Source organism: Micromonospora sp. NPDC050795 (assembly GCF_044456785.1).
Taxonomy (GTDB): Bacteria; Actinomycetota; Actinomycetes; order Mycobacteriales; family Micromonosporaceae; genus Micromonospora.
Map to the genome: position 1 here is coordinate 327,594 of NZ_JBITGE010000001.1, position 18,045 is coordinate 345,638.

Annotated in this window: 15 protein-coding genes; 6 read left to right on the forward strand and 9 right to left on the reverse strand. The window is 71.5% G+C overall.

The window, feature by feature from the left end; all coding sequences use genetic code 11:
• Positions 1–95: 95 nt before the first annotated feature.
• Entirely contained in the window at positions 96–1,598 is a 1,503-nt protein-coding gene (locus tag ACIBEF_RS01675) for a serine/threonine-protein kinase (protein WP_396790243.1), read from the forward strand.
• A gap of 18 nt (positions 1,599–1,616) precedes the next feature.
• Here ACIBEF_RS01675 and ACIBEF_RS01680 read toward each other — a convergent pair whose 3' ends face one another.
• The 9 genes from ACIBEF_RS01680 to ACIBEF_RS01720 form a co-directional block, all read right to left on the reverse strand.
• Positions 1,617–2,672, reverse strand: coding sequence for a glycosyltransferase family 4 protein (locus ACIBEF_RS01680; protein ID WP_396790434.1), 1,056 nt, complete (start codon positions 2,670–2,672; stop codon positions 1,617–1,619).
• 151 nt (positions 2,673–2,823) lie between these two features.
• On the reverse strand, positions 2,824–3,495 hold the full coding sequence (locus ACIBEF_RS01685) for a BON domain-containing protein (protein ID WP_396790245.1): 672 nt from the start codon (positions 3,493–3,495) through the stop codon (positions 2,824–2,826).
• Positions 3,496–3,672: 177 nt separating this feature from the next.
• Positions 3,673–5,295 (reverse strand): trypsin-like peptidase domain-containing protein, encoded by a 1,623-nt coding sequence (locus ACIBEF_RS01690; RefSeq protein ID WP_396790247.1) that lies wholly within the window; start codon positions 5,293–5,295, stop codon positions 3,673–3,675.
• Between the two features lie 62 nt (positions 5,296–5,357).
• Positions 5,358–6,914 carry an ATP-binding protein gene (locus tag ACIBEF_RS01695; RefSeq protein WP_396790248.1) on the reverse strand — a complete coding sequence of 519 codons (1,557 nt, stop codon included), beginning with the start codon at positions 6,912–6,914 and terminating at the stop codon, positions 5,358–5,360.
• Complete coding sequence (locus ACIBEF_RS01700) at positions 6,911–7,612, reverse strand: response regulator transcription factor (RefSeq protein ID WP_030336721.1); 702 nt, start codon at positions 7,610–7,612, stop codon at positions 6,911–6,913. The genes ACIBEF_RS01695 and ACIBEF_RS01700 overlap by 4 nt, the downstream gene beginning before the upstream one ends.
• A gap of 86 nt (positions 7,613–7,698) precedes the next feature.
• Positions 7,699–8,310: a PadR family transcriptional regulator gene (locus tag ACIBEF_RS01705; RefSeq protein ID WP_396790250.1), complete on the reverse strand. Its 612-nt coding sequence runs from the start codon at positions 8,308–8,310 to the stop codon at positions 7,699–7,701.
• Positions 8,307–9,131: a DUF4097 family beta strand repeat-containing protein gene (locus ACIBEF_RS01710; RefSeq protein ID WP_396790252.1), complete on the reverse strand. Its 825-nt coding sequence runs from the start codon at positions 9,129–9,131 to the stop codon at positions 8,307–8,309. The genes ACIBEF_RS01705 and ACIBEF_RS01710 overlap by 4 nt, the downstream gene beginning before the upstream one ends.
• Before the next feature lie 137 nt (positions 9,132–9,268).
• A complete protein-coding gene (locus ACIBEF_RS01715; protein ID WP_396790254.1) occupies positions 9,269–10,207 on the reverse strand; it encodes a lysophospholipid acyltransferase family protein in 939 nt (312 codons plus the stop codon).
• Complete coding sequence (locus tag ACIBEF_RS01720; RefSeq protein ID WP_396790256.1) at positions 10,204–10,977, reverse strand: GNAT family N-acetyltransferase; 774 nt, start codon at positions 10,975–10,977, stop codon at positions 10,204–10,206. The genes ACIBEF_RS01715 and ACIBEF_RS01720 overlap by 4 nt, the downstream gene beginning before the upstream one ends.
• Positions 10,978–11,126: 149 nt before the next feature.
• On the opposite strand from ACIBEF_RS01720, the gene ACIBEF_RS01725 reads away from it, so the two are divergent.
• The 5 genes from ACIBEF_RS01725 (at position 11,127) to ACIBEF_RS01745 (ending at position 18,029) form a co-directional block, all read left to right on the forward strand.
• The gene (locus ACIBEF_RS01725) at positions 11,127–11,774 is read left to right on the forward strand and encodes a hypothetical protein (RefSeq protein WP_396790258.1); all 648 of its coding nucleotides are present in this window, start codon (positions 11,127–11,129) and stop codon (positions 11,772–11,774) included.
• A gap of 142 nt (positions 11,775–11,916) precedes the next feature.
• The gene (locus ACIBEF_RS01730; RefSeq protein ID WP_396790260.1) at positions 11,917–12,852 is read left to right on the forward strand and encodes an ABC transporter ATP-binding protein; all 936 of its coding nucleotides are present in this window, start codon (positions 11,917–11,919) and stop codon (positions 12,850–12,852) included.
• Entirely contained in the window at positions 12,849–13,661 is an 813-nt protein-coding gene (locus ACIBEF_RS01735; protein WP_355008136.1) for an ABC transporter permease, read from the forward strand. Before ACIBEF_RS01730 ends, ACIBEF_RS01735 begins: the two co-directional genes overlap by 4 nt.
• Before the next feature lie 273 nt (positions 13,662–13,934).
• Positions 13,935–17,702 (forward strand): multifunctional oxoglutarate decarboxylase/oxoglutarate dehydrogenase thiamine pyrophosphate-binding subunit/dihydrolipoyllysine-residue succinyltransferase subunit, encoded by a 3,768-nt coding sequence (locus ACIBEF_RS01740; protein ID WP_396790262.1) that lies wholly within the window; start codon positions 13,935–13,937, stop codon positions 17,700–17,702.
• A 141-nt stretch (positions 17,703–17,843) separates the two neighbouring features.
• On the forward strand, positions 17,844–18,029 hold the full coding sequence (locus ACIBEF_RS01745; RefSeq protein WP_355008138.1) for a DUF6104 family protein: 186 nt from the start codon (positions 17,844–17,846) through the stop codon (positions 18,027–18,029).
• Positions 18,030–18,045 lie beyond the last annotated feature (16 nt).

Sequence of the window (18,045 nt, forward strand, 5' to 3'; positions counted from 1 at the left end):
GCACCGTCCGTCGACGGCCGGCGTCGACAGCGTTGACAGGCAGGACACATTCGCGCAACCTGATACCGCTCCCACCCCTGAGGCAGGTGCGATCCGTGAAGGCAGCGCTGCATCCGGGCCGATTGCTGGCTCGCAGATACCGACTTCTGGACCAGATCGGCGCCGGTGGCATGTCGGTCATCTGGCGTGCCCGGGACGAGGTACTGGACCGGGTGGTCGCGCTCAAGGTGCTCGCCCCGTCACTCGCCGCGGACGCACGGTTCCGGGGGATGGTGCGCGAGGAGGCACGGGCCGCCGCCCAGTTGGTGCACCCGCACCTGACCTCCGTGCACGACTACGGCGAGACGGTCGACCCGGACGGCTCGATCACCTCGTTCGTGGTGATGGAGCTGCTCAGCGGCGAGGAGTTGAAGCTTCGGCTCACCGAGGGGCCGCTGCCGTGGACCGAGGCGGTCCAGGTGGGCGCGCAGGTGGCGGACGCACTGGCAGCGGCACACCGGCTCGGCATCGTGCACCGGGACATCACCCCGGCCAACGTGATGATGACCGGGACGGGCGTCAAGGTGCTCGACTTCGGCATCGCCACCCGGATCGGCGCGCCCGACGAGGACGAGGACGGCGAAACCTTCGGCACCCCGGCGTACGTCGCACCGGAACGTCTCGACGGCGCGCCGGCCCAGCCGTCCACCGACGTGTACTCGCTCGGCGTGCTGCTGCACGAGGCACTCACCGGCCGGGTCCCGTATCCGGCGGACACCTGGGAGCAGCTCAGCGCCGCGCTGGCCACTGGTCCACCGCCGACGCTGGCCGATCTACCGGACCTGCCCGCGCCGGTGGCCGAGATCTGCCTGCGCAGCCTCGCCCGGAATCCGGCGGACCGGCCCACCGCCCGGCAGGTCGCCACCGCGCTCCGCGACCATTCGCTGCCCGCCGAGCCCCCGACGGCGACCATCCGGGTGCCCACCCAGCCCCTGCCACCGCAGTCGCCGGCCGTCGCGACGGCCAGCGTTCCGGCGGCGGCGCGACTGGACGAAGCCGCCTCGGACGGCGGAGCCTCCTCCAGTGCGGGCGAGCCGCCGACCGGATCGGGCTGGTCGCGGCGGCGACTGGTGTTGCTGCTGCTGGTGCTGGCCGTCGGGGTGACAGTGGCCGGGGTGGCGCTGTTGCCCGAACAGCAGCCGACCCGCCGGGCACAGCCCTCCGCCGGACCGGTGACGACCCCGTCGACCGACCCGCCGACCCCTCAGCCCTCCACGCCGATCACGTCCGCCCCGCCGACCCCGACGCCCTCGACGAGGCCGACCACCGGGGCACCCACCTCGAACCCGGGCACCCTCACCGAGGTCGCGAGCCGGGTCGACGGGTTGATCGGCACCGGGCTGAGCGCCGGCGAGATCCGCGACGACGTGGCCCTCGACCTGCGCAACGAGCTGCGCAACCTGACGGTCGCGGTCAGCTCCGGCCGCGAAGAGCTGGCGCCGCCGGTGGCCCGGCTGCGCGCCAAGGTCGCCGTCCGTGTCGGTGAGGGCGGCATCACCCCGGCGTACGCCTCCCGACTCGACGCCGCCATCGCCGAGCTGGGCGCGACCGGGGCCTGACCCGGCGACACCGGTGGGTCAGCGCACCGGCACCCGGGCCGGTTCACGGACGTCGTGCCGGCCGAGGGCGAAGCGCCGATAGACCTCGGCGTAGCCGCTCGCCATCCGCTCGACCGAGAAGTTCCGGGCCACGTGCGCCACGCAGTCCTCCGGGTCGAGTCGCTCCGCCGCGAGCAACGCCGCGGGTAGCTCCTCCGACCGCTCGACGACGAGCCCGGTCAGCCCCGGCCGCACCAGCTCCGGCACCGCACCCCGGTTGAGCGCCACCACCGGCGTGCCGGTGGCCATCGCCTCCAGCATCACCATGCCGAACGGTTCGTCCCACTGGATCGGCATGATCAGGCAGCGCGCGTCGACGAGCATCCGCAGCGTCGTCGCGCGGTCCGCGTTGAGCACCACTGTCACGTCCTCGTCGACCATCGGCTCGACGACCTGCTCGTAGTAGCGGCGCTCGGCCGGCTCGTTGCACTTGCCGGCCAACAGCAGGGGCAGTCCGGCCGCCCGGCACGCCCGGATGGCGGTGTCCGGGCCCTTGTCCGGACTGAACCGGGCCAGCCACAGCACCGGCCCCGCGCCGGGCGTGTGCTTGCGCGGGAAACCGCTGATGTCGAGCGCGTTGTGCACGGTGCCGGCCCATGGCAGGTTCGGGTTCAGCCGGCGCTGAGCGTGCGAGATGGCCACCAGCGACACGCCCGCGTCGATATCACTCAGCACGTCGCCGTACTCCCCCACGGGGTTGCCGTGCACCGTCGCGACCGTCGGCACGGCCCGACGGCCGGCGACCAGCGGACCGATCGTGGTGTGGTCGTGGATCACGTCGAAGTCGGCCGGGCTGATCAGCCGATTCACCCGGGCCAGGTGTGCCAGCTCGGGCAGTGACTCGCCGAGCCGCTCGTACTGGACCTCGGCCACTGTGGAGACGAAGCCGTCGGCCGCCGTGCCGTGGTCACCTCCGGCACCGAACAGGGTCACCGAGTGCCCCTGCCCGCAGAGCGCGTCGACCAGGGCGGCGACGACCTGCTCAAGGCCGCCGTAGCCGGGCGGCGGCACTGACAACCACGGCGGAACCACCATCGCGATGCGCAACGACCGCTCCTCGGGGCGGCCCGCAGGCGGGTGGTTCACGGCCACGAGTCCTCCCCGTTGCTCCCCGGTACGGCGGCACCGCTGGTCGGCGGCGGTTTCCCGGTGGCGTCCGAGGTAAACCGGACACGGCGGACGACGATCACCCGCCCACCAGGAGCTGGTCGTGGACCACCCGCACACCGGGCGCGGACCACGCCACCCGTTCGACCTGGTCACGTTCCCACCAGGAACGGACCACCCCGGCGAGGACCAGCGTGTCGCCGTCCACCTCGACGGTCACCCGCTCGCCGCCGAGCGTGCGCAGCAGCGCCCGCTGGACGTCCCGCCGCAGCCGCTCGGCGTCCGGTGGCGCCGCGGGTCGTACCTCGATCAGGTTGGTGATTCCCCGTACGCCGTCGAGCCGGCGCACCTCACCCTCGGCGGCCCGCCGCTGCCACCCGAACTCGACCTCGCCGCGCAGCATCAGCCAGCCGTTGGCCACTGTCACGTCCAGCCGTTCGGCGGGCACGAAGCTGTCCCACTCCAGGGCACGGGTGGCGGCGTCGGCGACCTCGGCGTCGGTACGTCCCGGGGTGCCGGGCAGCCGCACCTCCATCTCGTCGGCCACCGCCCGTACGCCTCGAACCCGCTGTGCGCATCGCGTCGCGGCCCAGCCGCGAGCGGCACCGTCCACGAACCCGGTCAGGGTGACCACGCCCTGGTCGACGGTCACCCCGATCTCGTTCGGTTGCAGTTGGGGGTCCCAGGCCAGCTCGGCCAGGACGTCGCGTTGGATCCGCTGGTCCTCGCGGACACCCACCACCTCGGTCATGGCACTCCACCCCCGGTTCCGGTCGTCGCCCTGCCAACCTGCCGGGCGGACGGGTGACGGCGGTTCACCCGATCCGGGTGAACCGCCGTCCGGGCGTAAAGAAGCGGCGGGTGACGGAGCCGACCCCCTCGGCCCCGCCACCCGCCGCCGGAGGGAGGAAGCAGGTTCAGTAACTGGTCAGGACGTCTCGGCGAGCGTCACGGTCGCCGACTTCTCGACACCGTTGCGCTTGAACTGCACCTCGACCCGGTCGCCGACCTTGCCGGCCTGCACCGCGCCGACCAGGTCGTCCGAGTCGTTGACGGGCTTGTCGCCGAACCGGGTGACGACGTCGCCGCGCTGGAGGCCGGCCTTCTCCGCCGGGCTGCCCGGGGTGACCGACGCGACGAGGGCGCCGCCGCCCTCGGCCGGGTTGACGCCGACTCCGAGCGACGGGTGGCTGACCTTCTCGCCGCGCTGGAGCTTGCCCGCGACGTCCTTGGCCTTGTTGCTGGGGATGGCGAACCCGACACCGATGTTGCCGGTGCTCTGCCCGGAGGTCGCGATGGCGGTGTTGACGCCGATCACCTCGCCCCGGGTGTTGACCAGCGCGCCGCCGGAGTTTCCGGGGTTGATCGGGGCGTCCGTCTGGAGCAGGCCGGAGATCGAGCTGACCGCCTGGCCCTGCTGCTGGGTCGGGTCCTGCGGCTGACCCTCACCGGCCCGGATGGTGCGGTCCCGGGCGCTGAGGATGCCGGAGGTCACCGAGCCCTGCAGACCGAGCGGGCTGCCGAGGGCGAGCACCTGGTCGCCGACCTGCATGGCGTCGCTGTCGCCGAACTTGGCCGGCTTGAGGTCGCTCACCCCGTTGGCCTTCACCACGGCCAGGTCGGTCTTCGGGTCGGTGCCGATGATCTTCGCGTCGGCGGTCTTGCCGTCGGCGAAGACCACCCGCACGGCGTCGCCGGCGGCGGACGCGACCACGTGGTTGTTGGTCAGCACGTACCCGTCGGCGCTGAGCACCACTCCGGAGCCCTCACCGCTGTCGGTGGTGATCGAGACGACGCTGTCCTGCACCGACGCGGCGATCTTCGGCAGGTCCGCGCCATTGATCACGGGAGCCGCGGAGTAGGTGCGGGTGATGCCGCCACCGTCGCCGTCGAGGGCGAGCGCGAGCGCACCACCGGCGACACCGGAACCGAGCATCAGGGCGAACACCGCGACGCCGGCACCGGCGAACTTGGCGATTCGACCCGGCCGGGGGCCGCTGCCGGGCGGCGCGACCTGCGGGCCCCACGGCGGGACCGGCTGGCCCGGGTGCTGTCCGAGGTGCTGCTGGTGCTGCCCGGGGTGCTGCGGGTGCTGCCCCGGGTGCTGCTGGTGCTGGGCGTACGGCATGCCCGGCTGGCCCCCGCCGGCCCAGCCGGACTGCTGGCCCTGGTACCAGGGGGCACCGGGGTAGTGGCCGGCCGGCTGCGGGTAGCCGGGCTGGCCGGGCGCCGGGTGACCGGAGACCGGGTACGGCGGTGCGGACGGCGTGGCGGCCGGCCGCTCGTAGCCGGTCGACGGCTCGTACCCGGTCGGCTGGCCGGCGGGCGCGGAGTACCCGGCGGGCGCGGCGGCCGGGGTGGCGGCGGTGGTCTCCGCGTCACCGGTGGTGGAGGCGACCGTCGGGTCGCCGCCGGTCGAGACGACCGGTACGGGAGTGGTCGGGGAGTCGGACTGCACACGCTCGTCGCGCGGCAGCTCGGCGGTGGGGTGCGACGGCTCGGCGTCGGTGGGGGCCGGCCGGCGCTGCGGGTCGGACTCGAACTCGGTCATGGAACTACCTTCTCCCTCCGCACTGCAATCAACCTGGAACCGTCCTGGAAGTTGGCTGAAAGTCACTCGCCGGCTCCGTCGACCTGCGCCAGCAGCGGCAGCCGCACCCGGAAGGTGGCCCCGCCGCCGGGCGTCTCGGCCACCTCGACCGAGCCGTGGTGGGCGGCGACCAGCGCCGCCACGATGGCCAGGCCGAGGCCGGTCCCGGTGTTGCCGTCGGCTCGTCGGGTGCGGGCCGCGTCGGCCCGGTAGAACCGTTCGAAGACGCGTTCCGCCTGCTCGGCCGAGAGTCCGGGGCCGGTGTCGACCACCTCCACGACGGCGGAGCCCCCGGGTTCGGCGCGCAGCCGTACCCGGACCTCCGCCTCCGGTGGGGTGTGCGTGAGCGCGTTGGTGACCAGGTTGCCGATCACCTGTCGCAGCCGCGCGTCGTCGGCGGAGACGACGAGCGGGCCCGATTCGGGAGCGATCTCCAACTCGATCCGCCGCTCCGGTGCCATCGCCCGCGCGGCCTGCACCGCGTCGGAGGCGAGCACCGGCAACTCCACCGGGGTCAGCGAGAGCGGCCGTTCCATGTCCAACCGGGCGAGCAGCAGCAGGTCCTCCACCAGCAGACCCATCCGGGACGCCTCGTCCTCGATCCGGCGCAGCAGGCCGGCGGTCTGTTCCGGCGCACGGGCCGCACCCTGCCGGTACAGCTCGGCGAAGCCACGAATGGTGGTGAGCGGAGTCCGCAGCTCGTGCGAGGCGTCGGCGACGAACTGCCGCATCCGCTCCTCGGAGCGGATGGCCCGCGCCTCGGACGCCTGAGCTGCGGCGGCGGCATCCCGGGCGGCGCTCTCCGCCCATCGGGCCGAGGTCTCCGACGCGGCTCGGGCGGTGAACGCCGCCTCGATCTGGGTGAGCATCGCGTTCAGCGCCCGCGACAGCCGGCCCAGTTCCGAGGTTGGCTCGGCCTGGCCCTCCTCCGGGTCGGGCACCCGACGGCTCAGGTCACCGCCGGCGATCGCTGCGGCGGTCTGCTCGATCTCGACGAGGGGCTTGAGGCTGGTCCGGACGATCGCGGCACCGACCGAGGCCAGCATGATCAGCACTGCGCCACCGACCAGGAGGTCTATCCAGACGAGCTGCTTCACCGCCCGGTCCACCTCGGTCAGCGGCTGACCCACGGCCAGCACCGAGCCGTCCTGTTGAGCCGCGTAGTAGACGCGCCACCGGGTGAGGCGATCATGTGAGATGACGGTGCGCGGCTCGCCCTCCGCCGCCTCGAAGTCCTTGCGGGTGGCGGGAAACGTGGGCAGCTGTGCGGGGTAGAAGTTGCGCGTGTCGTACTGGGGGTCGTGCACCTGCCGCTCGTCGGCCACGATCACGACGTAGTCACTGGGCAGCATCGCGCCGACCTCACCGCTGCGCAGCTGCTGAAGAAACTGGCCGAGGCCCTGGGCGGTCGACCGGACCTGCCCGTCGACCTGGCCCTCCAGGTAGTTGCGGAGGAAGTACGCGGTCAACGAGCTGATCACCAGAAGCGCGACGGCGACCAGCGCGAGCACCGAGGCGACCAGCTTCACCCGCAGCGGAACGCTTCGCACCCGCCCCTTCGCCTGCTGGACAGCGTTCACGCCGCCGGCTTGCGCAGGACGTACCCGACCCCGCGAAGAGTGTGGATCAGCCGGGGTTGGGTGGTGTCGACCTTGCGCCGCAGGTACGAGATGTAGGACTCGACGATGTTGTCGTCGCCCCGGAAGTCGTAGTTCCAGACGTGGTCGAGGATCTGCGCCTTGGACAGCACCCGGTTGGCGTTGAGCATCAGGTAGCGCAGCAGCTTGAACTCGGTCGGCGAGAGCTGTACCCGCTGGCCGGCCCGGTGCACCTCGTGGGTCTCCTCGTCCAGCTCCAGGTCGGCGAAGGTGAGCCGGGACGGGGCCTGCTCGCCGGTGGTGGTGCGGCGCAGCACGGCGCGGATCCGGGCGGTCAGCTCCTCCAGGCTGAACGGCTTCGTGACGTAGTCGTCGCCACCCAGGGTCAGCCCACGGATCTTGTCGTCGGTGGCGTCCCGGGCGGTCAGGAACACCACGGGCGTACGCGTGCCGCCCTCGCGGAGCATCCGGATGACCTCGAAACCGTCGAGGTCGGGGAGCATCACGTCGAGTACCACCAGGTCGGGCCGGTGGTCCTTGGCGGCGTTGAGCGCCGCGCTTCCACTTGTCGCGGTGGCCACGTCGAAGCCCGCGAACCGCAGGCTCGCGGAGAGCAGTTCGAGGATGTTGGGGTCGTCCTCGACGACAAGCAGTCGCGCCTCGGTCTGGGTAGCGGGCATGGGCCCATCATCGGTGATGTCACTGCGCCACCGCTGGACGCTTCCTGCAAAAACGCTGTGAGTCGCCGACCGTCCGGTGACGCCGGTCAGCGCAGCAGGCGACGCAACCCGTCCAGGGCACCGTCGAGCAGCCGGATCGCGGTGCGCAGCTGGGTGTCGCTGAACTGTCGGGCGCGCATCAGCCGACCCACCTCGGCGGTGAACGCGGTCAGCCGCTGATCGAGTTCGTCGAACAGCTCGGCCTGCGGCCCGGCGGTCGACGCCGGCCTGGGCGGCGGTGCGGGCGCCTCCCACCGGGCCCGCCGGGTCTGCCGGGTGGCCTCGCTCAACTCCCGCTTGAGGTCGCGGGCCGATCCGCGTACCTCACTGCGGATCTCGCCGGCCAGGCTGGAGAGGTCCGCCACGGAGGCCGCGATGTCCGTTTCCAGCTCCGTCAACTCAGCGGCCCGCTGGCGCAGCTCCGCCCGGCCGGCGGCGGTGATGTCGTACGTCTTGCGGCCGCCGGCCGCCGTGTGGCTGACCAGACCCTCGACCTCCAGCCGTTGCAGACGGGGGTAGATGGTGCCGGCGCTCGGCGCGTACAGACCGAGGAAGCGGTCCTCCAGGAGGCGGATCAGCTCGTAGCCGTGCTTCGGGCCGTCGTCGAGGAGCTTGAGCAGGTAGAGCCGGAGCCGCCCGTGGCTGAACACGGCGGTCACGGCAGCTCCTCTCCATCGTCGTCGACGGCTCGGGCGAGCAGGGCGATGCTCCCCGAGGTCGCGGAAGCCCAGAGCTTACCGTTGCCGGAGCCGAGCACCCCCTCGCTGCTGGGCAGCGGGAACGTCGAACTGTGCAGCTGCGGAAAGCCGCTGGTGATCCGGCCGGAGGCGGTGTTCAACTGGACGGCGAGGTCGCTGTCCGCGCGGACCCGGACGGTGATGCTGCCCGAGATGGTGGTCAACCGGATCTCGCTGCCCCGGGGGTTGTCCAGATCGCAGGTGATGGCACCGGAGACGGTCTGGGCCCGCACCCGGTCGGCGGCGCTGTCGGCGAGGATCACCTCCCCGGAGATCGTCTCCACTGTGAGGTCACCGCGGACGCCGAGCGCCTCCACCGGACCCGAGGTGAGCTTCGCCGAGGTGCTGCCGCGCAACCCCATCAGGGTGATCTGGCCGGCGACGACGTGGGCGGTGGTCTCCCGACGCAGGCCGGAGGCGACCAGCGAACCCGCGACCAGGCCCAGATCGGCGAGAACGTCGGCGGACACGGCGATGGAGACGTCCACCCGGGGGTAGCGGTGGATCATCCGGAACCAGCGCAGGACGTCCGACCAGCCCCGACCACGCTCCTGGCGGATGTTGAGCCGACCGTCGGTGTGGTCGATCAGGACCGGCCGACGGCCGACCTGGGTCACGTCGATCCGGGTCGGCCCGTCGGTGGCGACCACGTTGAGCCGCCCACTGATCAGTCGCACGTCCAGCCGGACGACCGGAGCGTCCACTGTGAGCCGTTGTGGGCTCTCGACCGTCCAACCGGCCATGGCGTCCCCCTCTCGACGACGCGCGGGAGGCACGCCGAACAGAAGGAGACTGTAACGCGATACATCGCGACATCACAAGACTGTCGCGACTCTCGCACCGCCGGGGCGGTAGGGGCGGGGCGGCGGGCGCACCTCCCCTAGGCGGCCAGGTCCAGGTCGCTGCCCGTGGCGGGCGGTGGGACGGAAACGGCCGGGGTCGCCGTCGGGACCGGCCGCAGCCGGGGCCGCGAAACGGCACCCGCCGTGGGCACCAGGTGTACGGCCGACTCGGCGGCCCGGGCCAGCAGCCGCCGGTCGGCGTCACGGGCCGGGTGCAGCGCGGCGGCGATCGTCACCGAGACCACCAGCTCCCGCGCCGCCACCACCCGTGCCACCGAGCGCAGCAGGGTGTCCGCGCCGAGGAAGGCGGCTGCCGTGGTGGTCGCACCGGTGGCCGCACAGCGGTAGGTGAGCCGCAGCGGGACCACCGGGCTGCCCGTGTCGATGGCCGCCTGGAACGTCGCGGGCCGGAACCCACCGCCGGGGCGGCAGTCGGTGGCATCGTTCCCGGCACACCACGTCGTACCCTCCGGGAAGACCGCCACCGACCGCCCTGCGCGCAGCGCGTCGGCGACCCGGGCGACGGTCCTCGGCAGCGCCAACGGCCGGGCGCGGTCCACGAAGACCGTGCCCGCCGCCGCGGCCAGCAGACCAACCACCGGCCAGGAGCGGATCTCCCGTTTCGCCACCATCCGGGTGGGCGCGACCGCCAGCACTGCCAGGATGTCCAGCCAGGAGGCGTGGTTCGCGACCAGCAGCGCGCGCCGCCGGGGCAACCGACCCCGAACCACGAGGCGGACGCCGAAGGCGCGCACCGTGGTCCGCGCCCAGCCACCGACCAGCGCCTGCCGTTCCGGAGTGGGGAGCACCGGCAGCAGCGCCACCACCGGAATCCCGGCCAGCAGCATGCCGAGCACGGCGACCAGCCGAAGCGCCCGGCGGGCCAGCGGCACACTGGGCACCTCGCCGGCCGCCGGCAGACAGTTGTCGTCGCAGCCCGAGGAGGGCCGCCACAGGTCGAGCGGCACGGCGCTCACCGCTGCTCACCGCCGAGGAAGTGCCGCAGGTAGCGCGGGTTCATCCGGTCCAGGGAGAAGAGGACGTAGAAGTCCGCGCACCCGAAGTCGCTGTCGTAGGACGGCTCGCCGCAGATCCACGCGCCGAGCCGGAGGTAGCCACGCAGCAGCGGCGGAACCGCCACCCTCCCGGCCGGGGAACCGGCGACCGGGCCGGCGGCAGCCGCCTCGGCGAACCAGGGCCGCAACGGGCGGACCCGCAGCGGCGGCGGCGACAGGTGCCGGGCCCGGGCCTGGGTCCACACCTCGGCCACCGTCCGCCCGCCGTCAGCCACCGGCACCGACGCGCAGCCGCCGAGCCAGTGGGAGCCGCGTAGGTGCAGGTACCGGATGATGCCGGCCCACATCAGGTTGATCACCGCGCCGGAGCGGTGGTCCGGGTGCACGCAGGACCGGCCCGCCTCGACCAGGTCGTCGCGGAGCGGGTCGAGCGGGCTCAGGTCGAACTCGTCCTCGGCGTAGCGCCGGCTGGTGCGCCCCGGCGGCAGCAGCCGGTACGTGCCGACCACCTCGCCGGTGCTGTCCTCGCGGACGATCAGGTGGTCGCAGTACGCGTCGAAGGGGTCCACGTCCAACCCGGCCTCGCCGGGAAGGAGGGTGGCGCCGAGCTCGGTGGCGAACACCTCGTGGCGCAGGCGTTGCGCGGCCGCGACCTGGGTGGGATCGTCGGCGATCAGCAGGGTGTATCCGCTGGTCTTCAGGGGTGCGCCAGCGGCATGCAGAACGGCCATGGGACCTGTGTAAGGGCCTGGGTTGCCATTCACGGGGACCACTGGTGTCGGCAGGATGAACGCCGGCCGGCAGATGGCTCTCACCGTGATCGTGCGAGGCTGCGGTACGGCCCGGCGACGACGCCGGCACGTTCCACCGGAGGCCGACAATGCGCATCGAAACCCGCTACAACGGGCCCGCTGGTTCGGGCAACGGCGGCTGGAGCGCGGGGATCTTCGCCGCCGAGGCGGGGGGCGGCGGGCCGGTCGAGGTGACGCTGCGCCGGCCACCACCGCTGGAGACCGAACTGACCCTTGTCGACGGCGAGGTCCGGGACCCGGCCGGCGAGTTGGTGGCCGAGGTACGCCCGGCCGGGGTGATCGACGCCGTCGTACCCCCTGTCGACCTGGAGACGGCGGTCGCCGCCTCGGCCCGATACCCCGGCCTGGTCGAGCATCCGTTCCCCGCCTGTTACGTCTGCGGGCCGCAGCGGGCCGACGGACTGCGGATCTTCCCCGGCCGGCTGCCGGACGGGCGGACCGCCGCACCGTTCCGCGCGCCCGCGCAGGTCGGCGCGGCAACGGTCTGGGCTGCGCTGGACTGTCCCGGTGGTTGGGCGGTGCTCGCGCCGGGCCGCCCGTACCTGCTGGGCCGGATCGCCGCCGTGGTCGCGGCGCTGCCCGGGCCGGGCGACGAGTGTGTGGTGACCGGGGCGTTGCTGCGCGTCGATGGGCGCAAGGCGCTCGTGCACACCAGCCTGTACGGCCCGGACGGGTCGTTGCTCGGCGCGGCGCGGGCAACCTGGATCGCCCGCTGAGCCCGGGCCGTAGTCCGCAGGGATGAGTCGCCTCCGCCCCGCGACGGAGGCAGACGTACCGACCGCGCCTGATTGACCTTGTTGCCACGGGCCGTCACGCTGTGCCACGGCGTACCTCTACGCCACACACGGGAGGAGAACGATGACTGACGGGCAGCGAAGCCCCACCAGCGACGGTCAGATCGTGGTGTCCGGTCTGACGAAGCAGTACAAGAACGTCCGGGCGGTGAACAACCTGTCCTTCACAGTGGCGCCGGGACGGGTGACCGGCTTCCTCGGCCCGAACGGCGCAGGCAAGACCACCACGCTGCGCATGCTGCTCAACCTGGTCACGCCGACCGCCGGCACGGCCACCATCAGCGGCCAGCGGTACGCCGACCTCGCCACCCCGCTGCGGCAGGTCGGGGCGGTGCTGGAGGCTTCCAGCGCGCACAAGGGCCGCACCGGCATCAACCACCTGCGGGTCATCTGCGCCGCGGCCGGGCTGCCCAAGCAGCGGGCCGACGAGGCGTTGGCCCTGGTCGGGCTGACCCCGGCGGCGAAGCGCAAGTTCAAGGGTTACTCGCTGGGCATGAAGCAGCGGCTCGGCATCGCCGCCGCGATGCTCGGTGACCCCCGCGTGCTGATCCTCGACGAGCCGGCCAACGGGCTGGACCCGGAGGGCATCCGGTGGATGCGTGGGTTCCTCAAGAACCTCGCCCACGAGGGTCGTACGGTGCTGGTCTCCAGCCACCTGCTGTCGGAGATGCAGTTGCTCGCCGACGACGTGGTGATCATCGCGGCTGGGCAGCTGGTCCGGCAGGGTCCGGTCGACCAGGTGCTCGGGTCGATGGCCCAGGGCGCCCGGGTCCGGGTCCGCACCCCGCAGGCCGAGGTGTTGACCGCCGCCCTGAAGGCGCAGTCGGCGACCGTCGAGACCGACGAACAGGGTGTGCTGCTGGTCGGCGGGGTGGACGCCCCGACGATCGGCCGGTCCGCTCTCGCGGCCGGGGTCGAGCTGCACGAACTGACCACCGAACGGCCCGATCTGGAACGGGTCTTCCTGGAGCTGACGGCCGGAAAGGCGGGCATCCGATGAACCTGGTCCGATCCGAGCTACTCAAGATCCGTACCACCAGCACCTGGTGGTGGCTGGCCATCGGCGCGTTGCTCTCGATCGCCCTGGCGTTCGCGATCAACGCGTGGTTGGCCGTCACGGCGCTCGGCGGTGACGCCGAGAACATCGGCGTCAGCCCCGAGCAGGCGACCGCGCCGGCGCAGGCGGCGAACCTCTACACCTCGGGCCAGTACCTCGGGCTGATGTTCGTGATGCTCATCGGCATCCTGATGGTCACCAACGAGTTCTTCCACCAGACCGCGACCACGACGTTCCTGACGACCCCCCGGCGAACGTCGGTGATCGTCAGCAAGCTCGTTGCCGCCAGCCTGCTCGGCTTCATGTTCTGGCTGGCCACCACGCTGATCGACCTGGCCGCCGGCGCGATCTTCCTGTCCGCGAACGACTACGGCACTCAGCTCGGTGAGTGGCCGGTGCAGCGGGCGCTGCTGTTCAACCTGCTGGCCTACGCCATCTGGACGATCCTCGGTGTGGGCATCGGCACACTGATCACCAACCAGCTCGGAGCGGTGATCACGGCGGCGGTGCTCTACCTGATCGGCACCCAGGTGGTGGGTCTGCTCTTCCTGCTCCTGTCGAACCTCCTCGACAGCGAGGCGGTGCTCAAGTGGCAGGTGGTCTGGCCCGCTGTGGCATCCCAGGTCATGATCACGGAGGGCACCTCGGAGTTCACCCCGTCCTGGTGGGTCGGGGCCCTGGTGCTGATCGGCTACGCGCTGGTCAGCGGAGTCGTCGGAATCCTGCTCACCCGACGGCGCGACATCGCCTGATGGCGTCTGCGACCCCGGGGCGGCACCGAGCTGGCCGTTCCGGGGTCGAGCGTCCCCTCGGCGTCCGGCCCCTGGTGTTACCAGTTCGACACGGTGTGCGCAGGCGTTGCTGAACTTCTGGCATCTTCTGTGAAACCGGCCACGGGACCGAGGCGGAAATGCCTGCGGGATCGGTACGGCGTAGCCTGGAGACGTCCAGTCCGTGCTCCTAATCGGGCGCGACGGACCCACCGCGTGCCACACAAACCCGCGTGAAAGAGGCGATTACCGGCCGTGTCGACCCAGCAGACTTCGCAGGAGAACCCACTGGCGGGTTTCGGCCCGAATGAGTGGATCGTCGAGGAGATGTACCAGCGTTACCTCGCCGACCCATCGAGCGTTGATTCGGCCTGGCACGACTTCTTCGCCGACTACCGACCGGCACCGGGAGCGGGCACCCCGCGCGGCGCCGAGTCGTCGGACAAGCCGGCCGCCGCCCCGGAGCCGGACGGTCAGCCGGAGGCAGCCGCCACCGTCGCCCAGCCGAGCGCCCCGGCCAAGCCGGCAACCGCGAGCAAGTCGGCCGCCGCCCAGCCGGCGTCGGCCAAGCCCGCCGCCCCGGCCACGCCGAAGGCCGCGCCGGAGAAGACGCCGGAGAAGGCCGCTGCGGCCAAGCCGGCCGCCAAGGCCGCCGCGCCGACCGCCGACGGCCCGCAGACCACGCCGTTGCGGGGCGTCGCCGCGAAGATCGTCCAGAACATGGACGCCTCGCTGAGCGTGCCCACCGCGACCAGCGTTCGCGCGGTCCCGGCGAAGCTGCTGGTGGACAACCGCATCGTGATCAACAACCACCTCGCCCGTGGGCGGGGCGGCAAGGTCAGCTTCACCCACCTGGTCGGCTACGCGATGGTGCGCGCGCTCGTCCAGCACCCCGAGATGAACAACTCCTTCGCCGAGGCCAACGGCAAGCCGGCGGTGCTCCGCCCGGCACACGTCAACCTCGGGATCGCGATCGACCTCGCCAAGCCGGACGGCAGCCGCAACCTGGTGGTTCCCTCCATCAAGGGCTGCGAGCAGATGGACTTCCGGCAGTTCTGGCAGGCGTACGAGGACGTGGTCCGACGGGCGCGGCGCAACGAGCTGACCATGGAGGACTACTCCGGCACCACCATCTCGCTGACCAACCCGGGTGGCATCGGCACCGTGCACTCGATGCCGCGGCTCATGCAGGGGCAGAGCGCGATCATCGGCGTCGGCGCGATGGAGTACCCGGCCGCCTACCAGGGGATGTCCGAGGCCACCCTCGCCGAGCTGGCGGTCAGCAAGATCATCACGCTGACCAGCACGTACGACCACCGGATCATCCAGGGCGCGCAGTCCGGCGAGTTCCTCAAGGTGATGCACGAGCTGATCCTGGGCGAGCACGGCTTCTACGACCAGATCTTCACCGCTCTGCGCATCCCGTACGAGCCGGTGCGCTGGATGCGCGATGTCGCTGTCAACTCCGAGGGTCAGATCAACAAGACCGCCCGGGTGCACGAGCTGATCCACGCCTACCGGGTGCGCGGTCACCTGATGGCCGACACCGACCCGCTGGAATTCAAGATCCGCAAGCACCCCGACCTGGACGTCCTCCAGCACGGGCTCACCCTGTGGGACCTGGACCGCGAGTTCCCGGTCAACGGCTTCGCCGGCCGGCAGCGGATGAAGCTGCGCGAGATCCTCGGTGTGCTGCGCGACTCGTACTGCCGCCGCGTCGGCATCGAGTACATGCACATCCAGGACCCGGAGGAGCGGCGCTGGGTCCAGGAACGGATCGAGCGCAAGTACGAGAAGCCGTCCGCCGACGAGCAGAAGCACGTGCTCAACCGGCTCAACGCCGCCGAGGCGTTCGAGACCTTCCTGCAGACGAAGTACGTCGGCCAGAAGCGCTTCTCGCTAGAGGGCGGCGAGTCGCTGATCCCGCTGCTCGGCGAGGTGCTGGAATCCTCCGCCGAGAACGGGCTGGACGAGGTCGTCATCGGCATGGCCCACCGGGGTCGTCTCAACGTGCTGGCCAACATCGTCGGCAAGCCGTACGAGAAGATCTTCTCGGAGTTCGAGGGTCACCTGGACCCGCGCTCGACGCAGGGCTCCGGCGACGTGAAGTACCACCTGGGTCAGAACGGCAAGTTCACCACCCCGGACGGCGAGCACGCGGTCAAGGTGTCGGTGGTGGCCAACCCGTCGCACCTGGAGGCCGTCGACCCGGTGCTGGAGGGCATCGTCCGGGCCAAGCAGGACCGGATCGACCTCAAGCTGGAGGGCTACACCGTGCTGCCGCTGGCGGTGCACGGTGACGCCGCCTTCGCCGGGCAGGGCGTGGTCGCCGAGACGCTCAACCTGTCCCAGCTGCGCGGCTACCGCACCGGCGGCACCGTACACGTCGTGGTGAACAACCAGGTCGGCTTCACCACCGCGCCGGAGTACAGCCGGTCCAGCCTCTACAGCACCGACGTGGCCCGGATGATCCAGGCGCCGATCTTCCACGTCAACGGCGACGACCCGGAGGCAGTGGTCCGGGTGGCCCGGCTGGCATTCGAATATCGGCAGACGTTCAACAAGGACGTCGTGATCGACATGGTCTGCTACCGCCGACGCGGGCACAACGAGGGCGACGACCCGTCGATGTCCAACCCCCAGATGTACAAGATCATTGATTCGAAGCGCTCGGTCCGCAAGCTCTACACCGAGGAGCTCATCGGTCGCGGTGACATCACCGTGGAGGACGCGGAGGAGCTGCTGCGCGACTACCAGGCGCAGCTGGAAAAGGTCTTCAAGGCCACCCGGGACGCCGCCTCGGCACCGCGCCAGCTCAACCGGCCGCGCCGCGAGGAGGAGCCGGAGCCGCAGGTCGACACCGCCACCGACGCGTCAGTGGTCAAGGCCATCGGCGAGGCGCACATCAACCTGCCGGAGGGCTTCACCCCGCACAAGCGGATCCAGCAGCTGCTGGACCGGCGGGCCAAGATGTCCGTCGAGGGCAACATCGACTGGGGCTTCGGCGAGATCATCGCGCTCGGGGCGCTGCTGCACGACGGGGTCACCGTCCGGCTCGCCGGGCAGGACTCCCGCCGCGGCACGTTCGTGCAGCGGCACGCCTCGGTGGTCGACTCCCGCACCGGCGACGACTACCTGCCGCTGAAGTCGCTCACCGGCGATGGCGACCGCTCCCGGTTCTTCGTGCACGACTCGCTGCTCAGCGAGTACGCGGCGATGGGCTTCGAGTACGGCTACTCGGTGGAGAACATCAACGCCCTCGTCGCCTGGGAGGCCCAGTTCGGCGACTTCGTCAACGGCGCCCAGTCGGTGATCGACGAGTTCATCTCGTCCGGTGAGGTGAAGTGGGGCCAGCGCTCCGCTATCACTCTGCTGCTGCCGCACGGCCACGAGGGTCAGGGCCCGGACCACACCTCCGGCCGGCCTGAGCGGTTCCTGCAGATGTGCGCCGAGGACAACATGCGGGTGTCCATCCCGACGACCCCGGCGAACTACTTCCACCTGCTGCGCCGCCAGGCCCTGTCGCCCAAGCGCAAGCCGTTGGTGGTGTTCACGCCGAAGTCGCTGCTGCGGCACAAGCTCTGCGTCTCGCCGGTGGAGGACTTCACCACCGGCACCTTCCAGCCGGTGCTGCGCGACACGGCCGCCCCGGCACCGGAGGCGGTGAAGCGGGTGCTGCTCTGCTCCGGCAAGGTCTACTACGACCTGTTCCAGGCCCGGCAGGAGCGCGGCGTCACCGACACCGCGATCCTCCGGCTGGAGCAGCTGTACCCGCTGCCGGTGGAGGAGATCCGGGCCGCCCTCGCGCAGTTCCCGAACGCCGAGGACTTCGCCTGGGTGCAGGAGGAGCCGGCCAACCAGGGTGGCTGGTCGTTCGTCGCGCTCAACCTGCTGGAGCACCTCACGGACGTTCGGCTGCGGCGGATCTCCCGCCCGGCCGCCGCCGCTCCGGCGGTCGGCTCGGCCAAGACCCACGAGGTCGAGCAGAACGCGCTGATCGAGGCGGCTCTCCCCCGCCCGTGACCTGACCTGAGCACGGAAGCCGGGGTAGGGCCGTTTCACCACGGTCCTGCCCCGGCTCTCGTAGGCCCCGTCAGCCGGTTGACCATCCACCCACCACCCGCCCGGCCCGTGCCGTGCCGGGCCGAGCACGAGGACGTACCCATGTACTTCACCGACCGTGGCATTGAGGAGCTGGTCGAGCGCCGGGGCGAGGAGCAGGTGACCCTGGAGTGGCTCGGCGAGCGGCTGCGCGACTTCGTCGACCTCAACCCCGACTTCGAAACTCCCATCGAACGCCTGGCCACCTACCTCGCCCGCCTGGAAGACCCCGACGACGAAGACGCCTGACCCCGTCCCACCCCGA

Bases quoted from the DNA above. Each gene is read 5' to 3' on its own strand.
- ACIBEF_RS01680 (WP_396790434.1), bottom strand. From the start codon at position 2,672: ATGGTGGTTCCGCCGTGGTTGTCAGTGCCGCCGCCCGGCTACGGCGGC.
- ACIBEF_RS01685 (WP_396790245.1), bottom strand. From the start codon at position 3,495: ATGACCGAGGTGGTGGGTGTCCGCGAGGACCAGCGGATCCAACGCGAC.
- ACIBEF_RS01690 (WP_396790247.1), bottom strand. From the start codon at position 5,295: ATGACCGAGTTCGAGTCCGACCCGCAGCGCCGGCCGGCCCCCACCGAC.
- ACIBEF_RS01700 (WP_030336721.1), bottom strand. From the start codon at position 7,612: ATGCCCGCTACCCAGACCGAGGCGCGACTGCTTGTCGTCGAGGACGAC.
- ACIBEF_RS01710 (WP_396790252.1), bottom strand. From the start codon at position 9,131: ATGGCCGGTTGGACGGTCGAGAGCCCACAACGGCTCACAGTGGACGCT.
- ACIBEF_RS01720 (WP_396790256.1), bottom strand. From the start codon at position 10,977: ATGGCCGTTCTGCATGCCGCTGGCGCACCCCTGAAGACCAGCGGATAC.
- ACIBEF_RS01725 (WP_396790258.1), top strand. From the start codon at position 11,127: ATGCGCATCGAAACCCGCTACAACGGGCCCGCTGGTTCGGGCAACGGC.
- ACIBEF_RS01730 (WP_396790260.1), top strand. From the start codon at position 11,917: ATGACTGACGGGCAGCGAAGCCCCACCAGCGACGGTCAGATCGTGGTG.
- ACIBEF_RS01735 (WP_355008136.1), top strand. From the start codon at position 12,849: ATGAACCTGGTCCGATCCGAGCTACTCAAGATCCGTACCACCAGCACC.
- ACIBEF_RS01745 (WP_355008138.1), top strand. From the start codon at position 17,844: ATGTACTTCACCGACCGTGGCATTGAGGAGCTGGTCGAGCGCCGGGGC.